Consider the following 16442-nt stretch of genomic DNA (forward strand, 5'->3'; position numbering starts at 1 on the left):
ATATCTTTAAAAACAAAAATTCACTTCTGAACGTAAAATAGTTAATTTTAACATTCAAGAGTGAATATGCAAAATCTCAAATATTCTCACAACAATACCTAATTATATATGTCATTTATTTAGCATCCATATTGCATAATTTAATATGCCTGCAAATGACACCCAAAGTATGTATGGTATCATTAAATAAGCTGCTGTTTTATCAATTTTACTAAACTCAAAAGTCGTCATTAAAATAAATACTAACAAAATCATCAGTTCTAGAAAAGCTAAACCATATAACTGAAATCTAAAAAATATAATTGTCCACATAAAATTTAATACCAGTTGGACAACATACAGCGCCAGCACCCTCTTAACATCTTCTCCCTGCTTTCCTTTAATCCATATTCTATATGCAGCTGTACCCATAAGAAAAAATAAAATAATCCACACTATAGGAAATATCCAGCCAGGCGGTGAAAACACAGGTTTAACAAGCTGACTGTACATTTCTCGGTTAGACATTCCTAGAAAAGCACTAATAGCTCCGACTCCTTCTGCAATTACAATACTTATAATAAGTTTTCCAATATGCTTTTCTCCATTTACCTTAAATACGTTACAAAACATAAATTCACCTCCTACTGCTATTATATTTTAAAGGAAAGACTTTTATTCTGAAAATATAATATCTATTAATCGAAAGAATCCTATGCAAAAATGATGCTTGTAATCAATTTCAAGTTATTATATAATTAATTAAAAAACAGAATAGGTGAGGTAAAATGACAGAAGAACAATTAAAATATTTTATAACTGTAGTAGATACTGGCAGTTATATGGAAACTGCCTTAGAGCTAAATATTGCTCAATCTTCTGTTAGTAAACAAATACAAGCATTAGAACGTGAATTAGGTGTTCAACTCTTTAATCGTAAACATAGACGTGTAAAATTAACTATTGAAGGGAAACGATTATTACCCCAAGCTAGGCATACATTAGACGAGATTTATCGTTTAACATATATGTCCAAAAAACTACAGCCTGGTTATAAAGATAGAATAACAGTACTGTCTTTGCCTATTATCGGTAATTTTAATTTATATATTCCAATGAGTCGCTTTGAACTAGAGAATCCTTCTTTTCTAATCAATCTAGTAGAACTAGAAGAACCACGACTATTTCATAGATTGCAAAATAATAGTTTTGATATAGCACTAACTTATTGGTATGGAGAAAATCCAGATAATAGTAAAATTCTTTTTATTCCTGCTGCTGAAGATGAACTTGTTTTAGCTGTTCACAAAGATACTCCTTTAGCAAAATTACATTTTATTTTTCCAGAACAATTAAAAAATTCTTCTCTTATGTTAATGGAACCCTATACATGTATATCTAACTTATGTATGGCTTTTTTTGAACAACATGATATTGCTCCAGATATTATATTTAGAGGAAGACCTGAAACTATTTTGAGTGGTGTAGAAGCTAACTATGGTGCTGCTTTAACAACACGTAAACTAGCAAGTAATTCATCATTTAATAATGTTGTTTTAATACCATTTTCACCTAGTATTTCAATTACACTAGGTGCATTTATTAATAAACATAGTCAAAAGAATCCTAAGATTAACGAACTAGTCAATATGTTAATAGCTAAAATGGCAAATAACAAAAATAAATCTTAGAAGTTCTCTATAAAATCCTGTGTCCTCCCTGATGCATATTATTAATCATATCTAAATTGGAGTTAAATAATTTATACACAATCTAAAATTTAATTGCACTCTCCATAACAGCAAGTTTAAATATCAAAAATAGCAAATGAACTTGCTGTTACTTTATTCAAATCCAATATGAGTTCCGTTCAGTGATTTCCTTTATTTTACAGCAAACCATTTTACATGAATTACCTGTACAATACAGTTAAGAAAAATATGAACTATAAAGTCAATTATTCATTTTTGGAATAAGCAATCAGCTTTTTTTGAATTGGAAAGCTAGTATATAAGATGGTATCTTAAAATTAGATAATTAATTTATTCACAAAATATGCACATAATTATCTAAGCCTATTAGTAGTAAAGGAGGTAAACAAATGGAAAATCAAAAAACGAATACGAACGATTTTCTTAGTGCAACAAACATAACAGGAATTACATCAGCTATTAACGGCTCAAATGGATTAGTAAAAAGTGAGTCAGTACAGGATGATGCATCATCTACGGCTAAAATCGTCAGAACATGTTGTAGAGCATGTATTTCCAATTGTGGTGTTATTGCCCATGTTAAGAATGGGAAAGTAATCAAGCTTGAAGGCGATCCTGAGAATCCAATGAACAAAGGATCAATGTGCGCCAAAGGACTCTCAGGCATACAAGCTCTTTATAATCCAAATCGTAATAAGTATCCAATGCTGAGAGTTGGCAAACGAGGTGAAAATAAATGGAAGCGTATTTCTTGGGATGAAGCTATTGACATTCTTGCCAATAAGCTCATGGAAACCCGTGAAAAATATGGGGCAGAAGCTGTAATATGCTCTACTGGAGGAGGTGGAAACCCTGAGTTTTGGAGTATTTCTAGATTTTGTAATGTATTTGGTACTCCTAACTGGTTTGAGCCTGGTTGTGCTCAATGTTATCTACCACGTACATTAGCCAATGGTCTGATGTATGGCGGTTCGGACTACAGTATCGCCGATTCAAACTGTCTAGAAATTTACGATTCCGATGAGACACCAATCAAATGTCTAGTCATGTGGGGATCCGCTCCTTCATACTCCAGTCCTGCAATGGGCGGAGGCGCCGTTGCAGACCTTCGTGCCAATGGAGTAAAAACCGTTGTAATCGACCCTCGTATGACTCCAGATGCAGCCAAGGCTGATGTTTGGTTACCTATAAGGCCTGGAAGCGATGTGGCACTCATGTTGGCTTGGACACGCTACATTATCGATAAAAAACTTTACGATGAAGATTTTGTCATGAAATGGACAAATCTGCCCTACCTTGTAGACGTCAAAACTAAGATGTTATTGCGTGCTGATAAAAGTAATAACCACAAAATCCCCGATACCTTTATGGTGTGGGATACAAAAACTAACTCAGCTAAGCCACTTACCTATCCTTGGAATGATAACCTAGCTCCTGCGCTCGAAGGAACTTTCATGGTGAACGGAATTGAATGTAAAACTGGTTTTCAGCTTTTAAAGGAGAGGGTTGAACCTTATACTCTTGAAAAGGCAGCAAAAACCTGTTGGCTTGATGTAAACAAAATTGAAGAAGCTATTAATTTATACACACAAAATTCCCCTTCAGGTCTTAACCTAGGTGTTGCTACCGACCAAAGCCCTAACTCAGTACAAGCAGCTATGGCAGCAGTTAACCTAAATGCACTAATGGGTAATATTGAAAAACCTGGAACGTTGATGCAGCGTTTTGCAACAAGTGGTGCTACACCTGTTTTAACGTATATAGTCCCACCTGCCCAGAAAATGCTTCCTGAAGAACAACTAAAAAAGCGTCTGGGTGGTACCGAATACAAAGGGCTTCTTCAGTGGTGGGCAGCTCAACCTTCCAGTGTTAGGGATGCAATTATTACCGGAAAACCTTATAAACCAAGAGTATGGATTGAACGATCCGGTAATAAGTTAGGTGCTGTTGCTGAGAGTGCATCATGGGTTCCTGCTCTTAAAGAAATGGACTTTATTGTACATATGTACATGTATCCTACTTCATTCTCTAACTATGCAGATCTACTCCTCCCCGCATCAGAATGGCTAGAAACAGATATGCCTGTAGAATCATGTAATAAAGTCTTTGCTAGACAAGCTGTTACACACCTATGGAAAACCATGGATGAAACGTTGTTTTGGTCAAAGCTGGCAAAACGCTGTGCAGAACTTGGACATGAAAGCTGTAAGAAATCATTTGATGAAGAATATATGGGTGCTGATCTTCCTTACTGGGATAGCATGGAAGAGCTTCTTAATCGTTGTACAAGTGTTTTTGATATGACATGGGATGAATTCAAGAAAAAAGCTCCTTTTGAATTCTTGCCTAAAAATGAGTGGAAACAGTACTATGTTTACAAACAGATCGATCCAAAGACAGGTAAGGCAAGAGGATTTGATACACCTTCTAAGAAAATTGAAATTTACTTGGAAAGCCTTATTACTTTAGGAAGAACAGGAATGCCTTATTCAACATATAAATTACCTCCTGCTTCAAAAGACTACGATCCACTGCCATACTACTTAGAGCCTTCTGAAAGTCCTCTTGAAGGCAGTGAACTGGCTAAAGAGTATCCTTTAGTTATGACCAATGGACGAATTCCTTTTTATCATCATAATACATTAAGAAATGTCCCATGGTTAAGGGAGATGTATCCTGTGCCTGAAATATGGATTCACCCTACAGCTGCAAAAACTTATGGTATTTCCCATGGAGACTGGGTATGGGTAGAATCTCTAAGGGGTAAAATTAAAGCAAAAGCTAATGTAACAAAAGGCATAAATCCCGGAACCGTATACATGGAGCGTTTTACTTTCCCCGAAAATTATCATACTGAGACCGAAGGATGGCGTGAAATGAACGTCAATGTACTTTCAAAATCAACTGCTCCATTTAATGATGTTGTTGGTACGTACACTTTAAGAGGCTATCTTGTGAAAATTTCAAGAGCCGATGATGGTCCACCAAAAGGTGTCTGGACAAAACCTGAGCAGTTTAAGGCATGGCTTCCTCAGCCATCTGATCCTACGGAGGTGGTTAAGTAATGAAACAGAATATTTTGGTAATTGATGTAGATAAATGTATTGGCTGCTATGGCTGCAAGGTAGCGTGTAAAATGGAGAATGGAGTTGCTCTCGGCTCCTCAAGGAACAAATTATTGACCATAGGCCCCACTGGAACATATCCAGATATACAAATGTATTTTTTACCAGTGATGTGTCAGCAATGTGAGGATCCTGCTTGTGTCAAAGTCTGTCCTACAGGGGCATGTTATAAACGCAGTGAGGACGGTGTTATTGTTATTGACAAAGAAAAATGTATTGGTTGTAAAAGCTGTCATAGAGCCTGCCCTTACGAAATAAACAACTTCAACAACGAAATGAAGGTAATGGATAAATGTACTCTTTGCTCTCATTTAACACAAAATGGTGAAAAACCTGCATGTGTAAAAACTTGTTCCAGCAGAGCCCTATATTTCGGTGATATCAACGATCCTAATAGCGATGTATCAATAGCACTAAAAGAAGCTGGGAGTGAAAATGTATACAGTCTTCGTGATTTTGGTAATCATCCTTCTGTTCGATACATTTTGCGCCGTGACAAATGGATTGATGTTATTCCACAGGAGTGTAACGAACAAGATGGGAGGAAAAGATAGGTGGATAGAAAATCAGATTCCTTGAAGCTTATGAAAAGCCGTGAGAATCTATATCGTTTTTTGATACGTCTTTATAAAATAGAAATAGATGAACCGTTACTTACACAAATGAAAGCTATGAACTTTCCTGTAGAGTGCTGCCAAACTAAACTCAGTGAAGGATACCGGATACTTAGAGAATATCTTGATAATTGCAGCAGTGATCCAATTACCGACCTAGCCAGCGACTATGCAAAAATTTTTCTTGCTGCAGGTATAGCAGACGGCTCTGCTGCCTTCCCATACGAATCAGTATATACTAGTAAAAAAAAGATTATTATGCAGGATGCTTATGATCAAGTAAAGTCGATATATGCCGCAAAAGGTCTTAAAAAAAATGATGATGAAGGGTCTGAATTTTATGAAGACCATATATCTTTAGAACTGGAATTTATGGCTTTTCTATGCCATGAGACACAATACATTTTAGGCACACAGGATGAATCAAAATTCCTGTCCTGTATAAAAGAGCAGATGGATTTTCTAAGTAAGCATCTGTTGAATTGGGTTCCTAGATTTTGTTCTGATATAGAAAGATATGCTGATACAAAATTTTATAAAGGGATTGGAAAAATCACTGATAGCTACTTGGAATTGGATTATGCAATTTTGAAAAGTTTGACAGATTGAATATAAATATGTGTTATAAAAGAATTTATAGAAAGATAGGAGGATTAATCATTGGGTTACTATGTAAGTTCGGAAAGAATGAATCAAATAATCAATGAACTAAAAAAGGAATATAAAATTTATGCTCCAAAGCGTTTTAAAAACCGCGGTTGGAAGCCTAATACCGACTTAATACGTTACGATGAAATTAATTCGGTATCAGAGATCGTTTATGATGAAAAATCCGATTTTTCACCAAAGGAAGTCTTTTATCCTATTAGTCAGACGCTTCTTTATTTTACTGAAGATAATTGTAAAGAAAGTAGCATTGATAATAGTAAAGATATCATTCTCTTTGCACGTCCTTGTGATATTAACGGCATTAAGAGATTAGACACCATTTTCCTTAAAAATGGTAATCAGGAGGATAACTATTATAAACGGCTGCGTAATAAATTAAAAATCTTTATGTTGGAATGCCGGGAAGAGTTTGATAATTGCTTCTGTGTGTCCATGGGTTCAAATCAAACTGACAATTACAGTGCCGCAGTAAGGTTCGAGCAAAATGGCTTACTAGTAGAAATCAAAGATAATGAATTCAAAAAATACTTTGACGGCGAAACTTCAAGGAACTTTACTCCTGAGTTCGTTCAAAACAATCAAAAAAAAGTTAAATTACCAAAAATCGATAGCACTAACACTTTGAAAAAAGTGTACAACTTAGAATTTTGGAAAGACTTCAATGATAAGTGTTTAAGTTGTGGTGCTTGCAATACAGTCTGCATAACATGCAGCTGTTTCGATACCAGAGACATAATATATAATGAAACCAGCCTTAACGGAGAGAGAAGAAGAGTATGGTCATCCTGTATGCTTGAAGATTTCACAATTATGGCTGGTGGACATGGTGTTAGAAATACAGCTGGTGAAAGGATGCGATTTAAAACCTTACACAAGGTCTATGATTACAATTCACGCTTTGGTGGAGATGAACATATGTGTGTGGGATGTGGCCGCTGCATTAAACGATGCCCTCAAGAGATTTCATTCTCTGATACTATAAGCAAATTGAGTGAAGAAGCAGCAAAAATATCAAATGAGAAAAAATCATCTACGGAGGTGACTAAATAATGAAAAATATCACACTACCGTCACCACATAAAATTCTAAATATCATACATGAAACTAATGCAGAATACACCTTCAGGGTAGAGTGTGACGTTGAAACCAAACACGGCCAATTTTTTCAACTATCAATCCCCAAAGTAGGTGAAGCTCCAATATCTGTAAGTGGCAAAGGAAATGGCTGGATTGAGTTCACTATACGAAAAGTAGGACGACTTACCAATGGTCTTTTTGCTCTAAAGCCTGGAAATATGTTGTTTATGAGAGGACCTTATGGAAACTCCTGGCCGATAGATAAATTCAAGAACAAGGATTTGATAGTAATTGCTGGTGGAACAGGTCTAGCTCCAGTTAGAACTCTTTTGAACTATTTTTATGATCACCCGGATGAGATCAAATCAGTTAATGTGATTATAGGTTTCAAAGATATAAACTGCGTTTTATTTGACTATGATCTTAAAAAATTCAAGTCTAAATTCAATATGATCTGCACCTTAGACAATGATAAAGCAGAGGGATTTGAAACTGGAATGGTCACTGCACACATCAAAAAAATCCCATTTAGCAGCTTTAGAGACTACAATGTAATTATGGTTGGTCCTCCAATAATGATGCATTTTGCAGGTAGGGAGTTACTTGTAAATGGTGTTGAAGATTCTAAAATATGGGTATCATTTGAAAGAAAAATGTCTTGTGCAGTAGGTAAATGCGGCCACTGTAAGATAAATGAAACTTACGTTTGCCTTGAAGGACCTATTTTTAATTATACCAAAGCCAAAGACTTGCTGGACTAAATGACAACTTGAAAACAGGAACCTTGAATAAATATCAAAGTTCCTGTTTTCATTAAAAGCTATTACTGCATTGTTAGTTTGGCTTTCAAAATATCCTGTGGCACTAGAAATACTGTATCCCAATTTTATTAAAACATTCTGCAGTGCTGCTACATCATTACTTCTCATTCCTAAACTTAAAGGCAATGTAGCAATATACAAAGGCTTACTATTTATTGTAATATTAAACTGCTTTATACTATCATAGCTCTTTGTACTTAACCCATCCCTGAAGGACTTACACCTGTGCTGTTAGCATAAAAACTTAATGCAGTTCCTACATAAAAGTATCCACTTACATCTAAATTTTTGATTTGAGGATTATATACATTTAAATTTAAGGTACCTTGAACATCAAAGGCTTTTTCGGATAGTGAATCCTTAAGGTATCCTATTACTTGATAACTTCCTGCAACTGCAGGTTTAAAACTAAAAGTATTTGAACTTAAATAACCACTATCAGCTGCTATGCTGCTTCCATTCATAACCACAAATCTATATTGTGCGCTGCCAGAACCATTTACTTCACTTATAGTATAATTCACAGTACCTCCAATAAAGATAAAATTTGGTGAACCAGTATAAGTCATAGTAGGTTGAGCATACACTTTAGCAGCCATAGTTTTCATGCCATCATAATCCTTTGTTGAAAGTGAATTTTTCATATACACTGTTATATTATAGTCCCCTGCAAAATCATTTTTTTAACAATACAAATTAGAAATTTATTTTTATATACAAATTTCTAACTTATATATGGTATACTATAAAAAATATTACATATTTAGGGGAGGTTCATAATGAAAAATAAAACAAAATTATTTGCAATTGGATTACTTTCAGCTGGAGCTTTAGTTCATGTTATCCATAAGGTAAGGAAAAAATCTAACTCAGAAAATATGATTATAATATCAGATAACGATTCTGATATTGATGATAAATTAAGGTTGCTTCTATCTCAGGGCAAAAAAATTAGAGCAATTAAAGAAGCTAAACATGATTTGCATCTTAATTTAAGGGATGCCAAGAAATATGTAGAACAATTATAATCCATACATTAATGTAGAAATTGAAAAAGCTCCGGATTTCCGGAGCTTCCTTTTTAATGTCATCAATACATTTAATATTTTAAAATAACTAAAATAATTAGGAGATGTTCATGTTGTAAATTTAAATAATAAAAATATAACACAAATTTTAATTATATAGTGTATTTTTCACCTAGTTTGTAATATAATAGTAAATATGTAGGGTGAGTGGATTACAGGAAGCTGTATACATTCACAAAACTATGTCATGCATGAAAAAACTTATATGAGCAAGTAGCTTTTAGCCGAAGCTACTTGCTATTTTCTTTTTTAGGTTTATCTACATCGACCCTAACATCATTTAAAACTTTATCTTTTGAAACACTTGTCTTGCTTTCAAAAAACATTTTAATTTTATCTTGTTTATAACAAAATACTGATAAAATACACAAACTCGATACTTCAGTTATGGAAAGCACTATAATGCACAAAAAGAAAAAGCTCATTCATATTACCTCCTCCCATTGTGTCAACCCATTATACCTGCAATCCACTCATATAGCAATTACGGGAGGAGGTAATTTGCATAACATAATTTATTGCTACTAAATACATTATATCACATTAAACCATAATTATGGTAAATTAAAGAATAACAATTTGTTAATTTATTGAAATTTTAAAAACAATTAAATTATATCGAAAAAGATATGCCTAACTGAGGGTTGATCTAGATTCTATATATAATTATATGCTATTACCTATTGAATAAATTACTATTTAATGCTATCATTTTATTAATAAATTTATATTTTGACAAATACTGTCAAAGCCTGTATTGACCCATTAAAGTACAGGTTTTAAGATGTATCTATTTTAAATCTTATTTATATACTTGAATAATTTCTAATAATCAGTTCACTATATTTGTATTTTTACTAACACGCCTTTCTACTAGATTATGATTTCTCTTAACTTCATCTATACTAAAATCTTTATATAGATCTCTTATTATAATTTTAAAAATTAGAAACCGGTTGGAAATATTTTAGGAAACTCTTTATTATCAATACTTTTAGGATTATAATAAAAATAAGAAATGGCTAATTTACACAATTTGAACCTTAACATGAGAAAGGATTTTGTTTATGGAACAGAATAAAAAGGCAAATAAAAAATACAACCACTTTTTGTCGTTAACTATATTTATATTTTTAACCTTATGGTTTGCATATCTAAAAAAAACTATAGTTTCTCAACATATTATGTATTCTTATCTTGATTCTAAAATACCTTTTGTGAAAGAATTCGTTTTAGCGTATTATTTCTGGTTTGCTTATATGTCTATCGGTTTTGTATATCTTGGTTTTGTATCAAAAATAGATTTCTATAAAATGGAACTATTTCTTTCATTAAGCATGACTATTTCCTTTATAATATTTATACTATATCCAAATTCTCAATTTCCCAGACCAAGTGTACCAGGTAATGATATTTTTTCTAGGCTAGTTAATTTTATTTATGACCATGATGGCACAAACAATGTATTTCCAAGCATTCATGTTTGTAATTCCATTGGAGTTCATATAGGCTTAATTAACTGTTATAAATTAAAAGATAAAACTTTAATTAAAAATTTATCATTTATAGCTGCACTATTAATATGTGCTTCTACAGTATTTATAAAACAACATTCAATCATAGATATTGTTGGAGGAGTTATTCTTGCTGCAATAATTTACATATGTATTTATCAAATACCAAAATTATTTATGTCTTCACTAAAAATGGGCAACTTAAAAATTGAAAACAGGAAATACTAATTCGATACCTATAATTCTCAGAGATAAATAATAGAACTACCTTAGGTTAGTTCCATTATTTATCCTTCTATCTTAAATTTCACTAAAAACTTAGTGATTTCAGGACTACTTTCCACATATATTCTTCCATTATTTTCTTCAACTAATTGCTTAATAATATACAAACCAAAGCCATGATCACTTTTCTTAGTGGTTTTTGTGGAAAACCCTCTATCAAAAATCTTTTTTCTTATGTTCTCTGGAATGACATCCCCATTATCAGCTACTTCAATACAAAAATCTTCATGTTCTGTAAAAGTACTTACAGCTATCTCCTTATAATCTGTATATGACTTAGATTGAAATGCCTCAAAAGCATTGTCTACCAGGTTACTTATTATGCTTATCAATTCATCCTGTCTAATTTTTATCAAATCAAAGGGTTCATCAATCATTACTTCAAAGTCTATATTATTTTTCACAGCATAATTGTTTTTGATAGATAGCAATCCGTCTATGTAATCATTTCCCGTATCCAAGTATTTAAAAGTTGATTTTACGGTATCTGAAATTTTCAACACATAGTTATTTATTCTTTCAACAGTATTAGGCTTGTTTAACAAACATAGTCCCTGTATAACATTAATATGATTTCCAAAATCATGCTTTTCCTGCCTTATTATGCTAATTATTTCCTCCATATTTTTAATTTGGCTTTCTTTAACCTTATACTTAGAATTTATATTTACAAGTGTTTGTTTTTCTTTTAAATTTTTGAATTTAAAAATTAGAAATATAAAATATACAGTAAAAATTAAGATATTATAGGTTTGTATATTTTTTATATTAAGAATGCTAAAGTTAATACAAAATGCAAAGAGAGTAACTACTCCTGATTCAATTATTAAGTTAGAAAAAACAGCCCCCTCTTTTTCAAATATTTTAAGTTTAACAAAATAGGAATTAAATTTAAAAATCACAGCTGCAATAAAAACTTGTAATACTTTAGAAATTGCTATCATGATTTCAATATATTTAGACTCTAAAATGACTTGATTTAAATCTACATTATATACAAACATTTCAATAACTTCAATAAAAAATTCTGTACTAAAAACTATTGTAAAAAATAAACAAACTATAACCATAGAATCAAATATTCTTATTTTTGTAACCCAGGCAAGTAATAAAATATCAAATATTACAAGAATAAGTGAATGATAAGTTAAGGAGATATGAAATGTACTCCAATAAGTTCCAAGAATAAACAGTATACAAAATAGTCCTGACCTAACTTTATTTTGAATCACAAATTTTTTCTTATCATATAACGCTTCAAAAATACCTAAAATAAGTAAAGCTTCTATAGTATCTGATGCTATTTCTCTTATAATAATCATATACTATCCCCTTTGTTTTTAAATTTGATTTTTTATAAACGTTACAATTTAATATTTTTAATCATAACATTTATAAAAAATCATAAGTTAGTATATTACTTTAAAAGTTCATCAGGACATTTTGGTTGATGACCACAACCTGATGATGCTGGAGTTATAACTAATGCTGCTAGAAACAAAGACAAATAACCTACCATTTTCATACTTTTCTTTAAAACACTCTCTTTTAAATTTTTCATTTTTCATATACCTCCTATAATGTTTTAATTTATAAGTTCTACAATAATTTAGATTTTCCTGCTATATATTACAAAAAAAAATAGAAATAAAAAAATAATTTTTATTTTGTAAATATTTGGTATGTAAGATTCATCAAAAATGGAACTATGTTAAACCATAGCTCCATTTTTTGATATGATAAGGCCTATTAGTACAGCAAACCTCTATTTCATAATTTAACTCTTTTTAACAGGATTATATTTGGATTTAGTTTTATCTTCAGAATTTATTTTTTATATAAGTGTAACATAACTATTCCATAAATCCCTCATGTCTTTAAAGTACTTGTCTTTGGTAATATAATATATTGTGTCAAGCTGCTTTACATGTACGGAGTGATAGTATCCTGCACTATTGGGTTTGGAATTGTTTGTTATATAGTACAAATCATAACTCGTAAAACCTCCAATATCGTAGTAAGGCAAAATACATTTAAGGCTGTCAATTCCCTTATTGAAATACTCATAGGCAATATTAGAATAGTACTTGTTTTGAGCTTCTTTAACGTGCCACCAATCATATAATCCCATTAGAGTAAAAATATATCCATTTAATGTATAGGAACTAGTAGTATTTACATACTCTTGAAAAAATATCTTGTTTCTTAAATTTGTGTCCAGTGCCTCCAGTGTATCCATCACACCTCCTTCTGAAACAGGTGTAATAAGATATTTTAGAGCTTTATTTCCAGCTTCTATATATTTTTTATCTCCCGTTATTTTAAATGCCCTTTCAAATACACTTAATGCCTGACCTTGTGCCATGCTCGATGTCCATCCCGGTTTCAAGTCATCATAGTGATTGTATGCAAAGTTATATTTTAGAGCACCTCTTTTATCCATATAATTAATTAAAAAATCCGCACAGTTTAAAAAACTTTTTTTCGTATCATTTCCATTTATATATTTGCCATACATAGACAATGCATACAATTCTACTGATACAGGGTTATAATAAAACTCATCATTATATTTATGCATAGGTATATTATTTGAATCGAACTTAAAATCAGCACAGTTTTCATAATTACTCTTTTCACAATCAAAATAGCACTTATAAGGACTATAATAATGACTCAATTCAGCTGAATATCCCTTTAACTTATACTCCTCTTTTGATTTAGATACTACTTGAATAAAATCGGGACAATATCTGTATTTTGTAGAAATTGGTTTTTTTACATCAGCTAACTTTTTATAGACAAGTACCTCATTTTTAATATACCTTGGTGCCTTACTCTTTAATATTGAATTATATCCTTTAATCGCAGAATCAAATTTTCCTAAAACATGATATTTTTTGCTTGTACAGAGCATTTCATTAAACATAACCTTTCCATTTTTACTATTTAAACTTACTGAAGCATGCCCTATATCGCTGCAAAAAATAATGATAATACTAAAAACTAAGAATACTTTTTTTACAAATTTCATCAGTTTTCTCCTTTTTAAATCAAATTTCTAATCCCTAGTATTATTTTTCAAATATGTAGTTTTTATTAAAGTTTTTATCTGATAGCTGCCTACTGTAACACTCCCACGCACACGGCGAAAGCGACTATCACCAAATCAAAGATTTGGGATATCTGCTTGCACTCTGTGAAAGCGACTATCACCAAATCAAAGATTTGGGATATCTGCTTTTCCCACTAAATAAGATTCATTGATATATTGCAGCATGGAACTAACTCATGTTATATATTTTTTAATATTCATAAAATTTTATCTAAATGCCGGAAATTACTTACTTTTTTTAATCCATAAATTATAAATACAATTCCTAAAATTGTAAGGGAAACAACTGCAATTAAATTTTGAATTTTATACATATGTGGTACATATGCAAGTACAAACGCAATACTATTAAATAACACATGAGAATACATACATAGGTATATTGATTTTGTTTTTACATAAACATATCCTAGTAAAACACCTAGTAAAAAGCCATTAATAAATTGGATTCCATTTAAGTGGACTATACCAAATAATAAAGTTGATACTATTATTGACTTTTTAACTGAATATTTCTTTAATAATCCTCCAAGTATAACTCCTCTAAATACAAATTCCTCCATAGCAGGTCCAACAATGCAAACATATATGATAAATGGCATTTGAATAATTTCACCAATAGATTTCAACATAGATTTAGGCATTAGTATTTTACTAAAAGGATCAAGCACAAAAATCACTAAATTATTGGAAATAACTTCAAATCCCACTATAGCTACAGTTACATAAAAAATATTTCTTATAGTAAATTTTTTATAAACTTCTTTTAAAAAAAGATCCTTATCTGACCTAATTATATAAAGTTTGTAAAATATAATTGTAGTTACAGCAAGTATCATTAATGCCATAATTGTATTGAGCATAAACATCTCTAATTGAGATTTGTCATTTATAGAAAAAGCTCTTGTAAAACCTCCTATAAGACACAGTATAATCACATAAATAATTGCAGCACCTACCGCATCCTTAACAGCCATTTTTTCAAATTCTAATGATTCATTTTCAATATTATATATAATCTTAAATGGATTTAAACTGTTCACAAATATCTCCCCCTCCAATTAACATATTCTATCCACAAATATAAAAAATTTTGTAATTAAATTATACTACTCATAAATTGATAAATATGTAAATTCTGCTAATTGTAATTGAAGATTTACCAAAAAATAAAAATGCACCTATAAATGTCAAAATAGAAACATTCATGGTACACTCTTTTCTTAAAATATATACTCCATATTCTAATGCTTTTTATTTAAAATTGTTTCAATCCAGTTAAAAATACGTTCACCTGCAATTAACTTAGCTCCAACCTGACAATGTTCTTCAGCTCCTTCTTCTTTAGTAAAAAGCATAAAATCCTTTTTACACTTGAGATTATCATAGAGAAGTTTTGCTTGTCCTTTAAAGTATCCTTCATTTTCAGTATCAATAACAAGTGTAGGACACTCAATTTTTTCTGCTGTTCCTTTAAGGTAATAATTTTCTGTTTTTAGGAAACACTCAGCAGGCGTCTTTGCGTCAAATACATACATTGCATTTGAAATTGACCACTTAATCGCTGAACTTTTTTTCATTTCTTCACACATACTGTTATTAACTTCTTCTGTATTATTACGCACATATTTGAAAAAACCTTCCCTTGAAAAATTAGAAGGTCTCCTGAACCCCATGAAATCATATACCCCTCCATTAGCAATGCAAGCTGCTATACGTTTTTCATATGCTGCCGCTCTTGGGGCAAGATATCCTCCAAAACTTTCCCCCATAAGCACAATACGATTTGGATCTATTTCTTTTCTTGAAATTAGATAATCTATTACAGGTGTTACAACTTTTTCATAATCATATCTAAAGAATAAATGCTGCTTTCTAACAGCTTCTCCCTGTCCAGGACCTTCAAAGGTAAAAAAGTTCATACCCCTTGCTAAGGCTGACATTGCCATTCCATAAAATTCTTCTTTAGTTCCATCAAATCCATTCACAACTACTAAAACAGGTTTTTTTTCATCTCCTCCATGATAAAAATGTCCTGGCAATGTTATATTTTCGTATGGTATTTTAACAGCTTCTATAACAGGTTTATTTAATTTCATAACCTTGGAAAAACATTTAACACCTGCATCATAGAGTTCATTTATTCTTGAATCATTTGGATTCTCATGCAAATAAAATTCAGCTGTCCTATAATAATTAGAAGCTCTGAGATATGCCCCTTTTGCACTAACCAAATGGCCTTCCAAATAACATTTGTCTGCAAATGCATGAATTCTCTTTGCAAGTTTAGTCCATTCTGTGCACCAACTTTCAAAATCTCCTTCCAATATCTTGTTTGCAGTTGAAATTACTTCTCCTATATCAGAAGCTCCAGAAACAGCTCCTCCAAGAAGTCTCAGTACCTGAAATGAAAATTGCTCATCTTTAAAAATTACCTTCATAA

Annotated in this window: 16 protein-coding genes and 1 pseudogene; 8 read left to right on the forward strand and 9 right to left on the reverse strand. The window is 31.5% G+C overall.

All coding sequences use genetic code 11. The annotated features are described in order from the left end of the window. Positions 1–111: 111 nt before the first annotated feature. Positions 112–612 carry a TspO/MBR family protein gene (locus DMR38_RS13160; protein WP_127721752.1) on the reverse strand — a complete coding sequence of 167 codons (501 nt, stop codon included), beginning with the start codon at positions 610–612 and terminating at the stop codon, positions 112–114. A gap of 155 nt (positions 613–767) precedes the next feature. Between DMR38_RS13160 and DMR38_RS13165 the strand changes: the two genes are divergently transcribed. The 6 genes from DMR38_RS13165 (at position 768) to asrB (ending at position 7937) form a co-directional block, all read left to right on the forward strand. Beyond that, positions 768–1670 (forward strand): LysR family transcriptional regulator, encoded by a 903-nt coding sequence (locus DMR38_RS13165; protein ID WP_127721753.1) that lies wholly within the window; start codon positions 768–770, stop codon positions 1668–1670. Positions 1671–2080: 410 nt separating this feature from the next. Next, positions 2081–4756, forward strand: a complete 2676-nt coding sequence (locus DMR38_RS13170) for a molybdopterin-dependent oxidoreductase (RefSeq protein WP_127721754.1) — start codon at positions 2081–2083, stop codon at positions 4754–4756. Continuing rightward, positions 4756–5370: a 4Fe-4S dicluster domain-containing protein gene (locus DMR38_RS13175; protein WP_127721755.1), complete on the forward strand. Its 615-nt coding sequence runs from the start codon at positions 4756–4758 to the stop codon at positions 5368–5370. Before DMR38_RS13170 ends, DMR38_RS13175 begins: the two co-directional genes overlap by 1 nt. After that, positions 5371–6039 (forward strand): molecular chaperone TorD family protein, encoded by a 669-nt coding sequence (locus DMR38_RS13180; protein ID WP_127721756.1) that lies wholly within the window; start codon positions 5371–5373, stop codon positions 6037–6039. A gap of 51 nt (positions 6040–6090) precedes the next feature. After that, positions 6091–7149 carry an anaerobic sulfite reductase subunit AsrA gene (gene asrA / locus DMR38_RS13185; protein ID WP_127721757.1) on the forward strand — a complete coding sequence of 353 codons (1059 nt, stop codon included), beginning with the start codon at positions 6091–6093 and terminating at the stop codon, positions 7147–7149. Next, complete coding sequence (gene asrB, locus DMR38_RS13190) at positions 7149–7937, forward strand: anaerobic sulfite reductase subunit AsrB (RefSeq protein WP_127721758.1); 789 nt, start codon at positions 7149–7151, stop codon at positions 7935–7937. The genes asrA and asrB overlap by 1 nt, the downstream gene beginning before the upstream one ends. Positions 7938–8039: 102 nt before the next feature. On the opposite strand, the pseudogene DMR38_RS22325 reads toward asrB, so the two are convergent. Continuing rightward, positions 8040–8105 (reverse strand): annotated as a pseudogene (locus tag DMR38_RS22325) (hypothetical protein); the annotation flags it as partial. Positions 8106–8194: 89 nt separating this feature from the next. Next, positions 8195–8641, reverse strand: coding sequence for a hypothetical protein (locus DMR38_RS21880; protein ID WP_175412882.1), 447 nt, complete (start codon positions 8639–8641; stop codon positions 8195–8197). Between the two features lie 135 nt (positions 8642–8776). Between DMR38_RS21880 and DMR38_RS13200 the strand changes: the two genes are divergently transcribed. After that, positions 8777–9025 (forward strand): hypothetical protein, encoded by a 249-nt coding sequence (locus tag DMR38_RS13200; RefSeq protein WP_127721759.1) that lies wholly within the window; start codon positions 8777–8779, stop codon positions 9023–9025. 290 nt (positions 9026–9315) lie between these two features. On the opposite strand, the gene DMR38_RS13205 is transcribed toward DMR38_RS13200, so the two are convergent. Next, positions 9316–9510 (reverse strand): hypothetical protein, encoded by a 195-nt coding sequence (locus DMR38_RS13205; protein ID WP_013239402.1) that lies wholly within the window; start codon positions 9508–9510, stop codon positions 9316–9318. Between the two features lie 642 nt (positions 9511–10152). Here DMR38_RS13205 and DMR38_RS13210 point away from each other — a divergent pair. Beyond that, positions 10153–10827: a phosphatase PAP2 family protein gene (locus tag DMR38_RS13210; RefSeq protein WP_127721760.1), complete on the forward strand. Its 675-nt coding sequence runs from the start codon at positions 10153–10155 to the stop codon at positions 10825–10827. A gap of 59 nt (positions 10828–10886) precedes the next feature. Here DMR38_RS13210 and DMR38_RS13215 read toward each other — a convergent pair whose 3' ends face one another. The 5 genes from DMR38_RS13215 to DMR38_RS13235 all read right to left on the reverse strand — a co-directional run bounded on the left by DMR38_RS13215 (position 10887) and on the right by DMR38_RS13235 (position 16440). After that, positions 10887–12206 (reverse strand): ATP-binding protein, encoded by a 1320-nt coding sequence (locus tag DMR38_RS13215; RefSeq protein ID WP_127721761.1) that lies wholly within the window; start codon positions 12204–12206, stop codon positions 10887–10889. 95 nt (positions 12207–12301) lie between these two features. Then, on the reverse strand, positions 12302–12445 hold the full coding sequence (locus DMR38_RS13220) for a cyclic lactone autoinducer peptide (RefSeq protein ID WP_127721762.1): 144 nt from the start codon (positions 12443–12445) through the stop codon (positions 12302–12304). Between the two features lie 273 nt (positions 12446–12718). Next, complete coding sequence (locus DMR38_RS13225) at positions 12719–13918, reverse strand: D-glucuronyl C5-epimerase family protein (RefSeq protein ID WP_127721763.1); 1200 nt, start codon at positions 13916–13918, stop codon at positions 12719–12721. 278 nt (positions 13919–14196) lie between these two features. Then, positions 14197–15042 (reverse strand): type II CAAX endopeptidase family protein, encoded by an 846-nt coding sequence (locus DMR38_RS13230; protein ID WP_127721764.1) that lies wholly within the window; start codon positions 15040–15042, stop codon positions 14197–14199. 201 nt (positions 15043–15243) lie between these two features. Next, complete coding sequence (locus DMR38_RS13235; RefSeq protein ID WP_127721765.1) at positions 15244–16440, reverse strand: alpha/beta fold hydrolase; 1197 nt, start codon at positions 16438–16440, stop codon at positions 15244–15246. Positions 16441–16442 lie beyond the last annotated feature (2 nt).

This window comes from Clostridium sp. AWRP (genome assembly GCF_004006395.2).
GTDB lineage: Bacteria > Bacillota > Clostridia > Clostridiales > Clostridiaceae > Clostridium_B.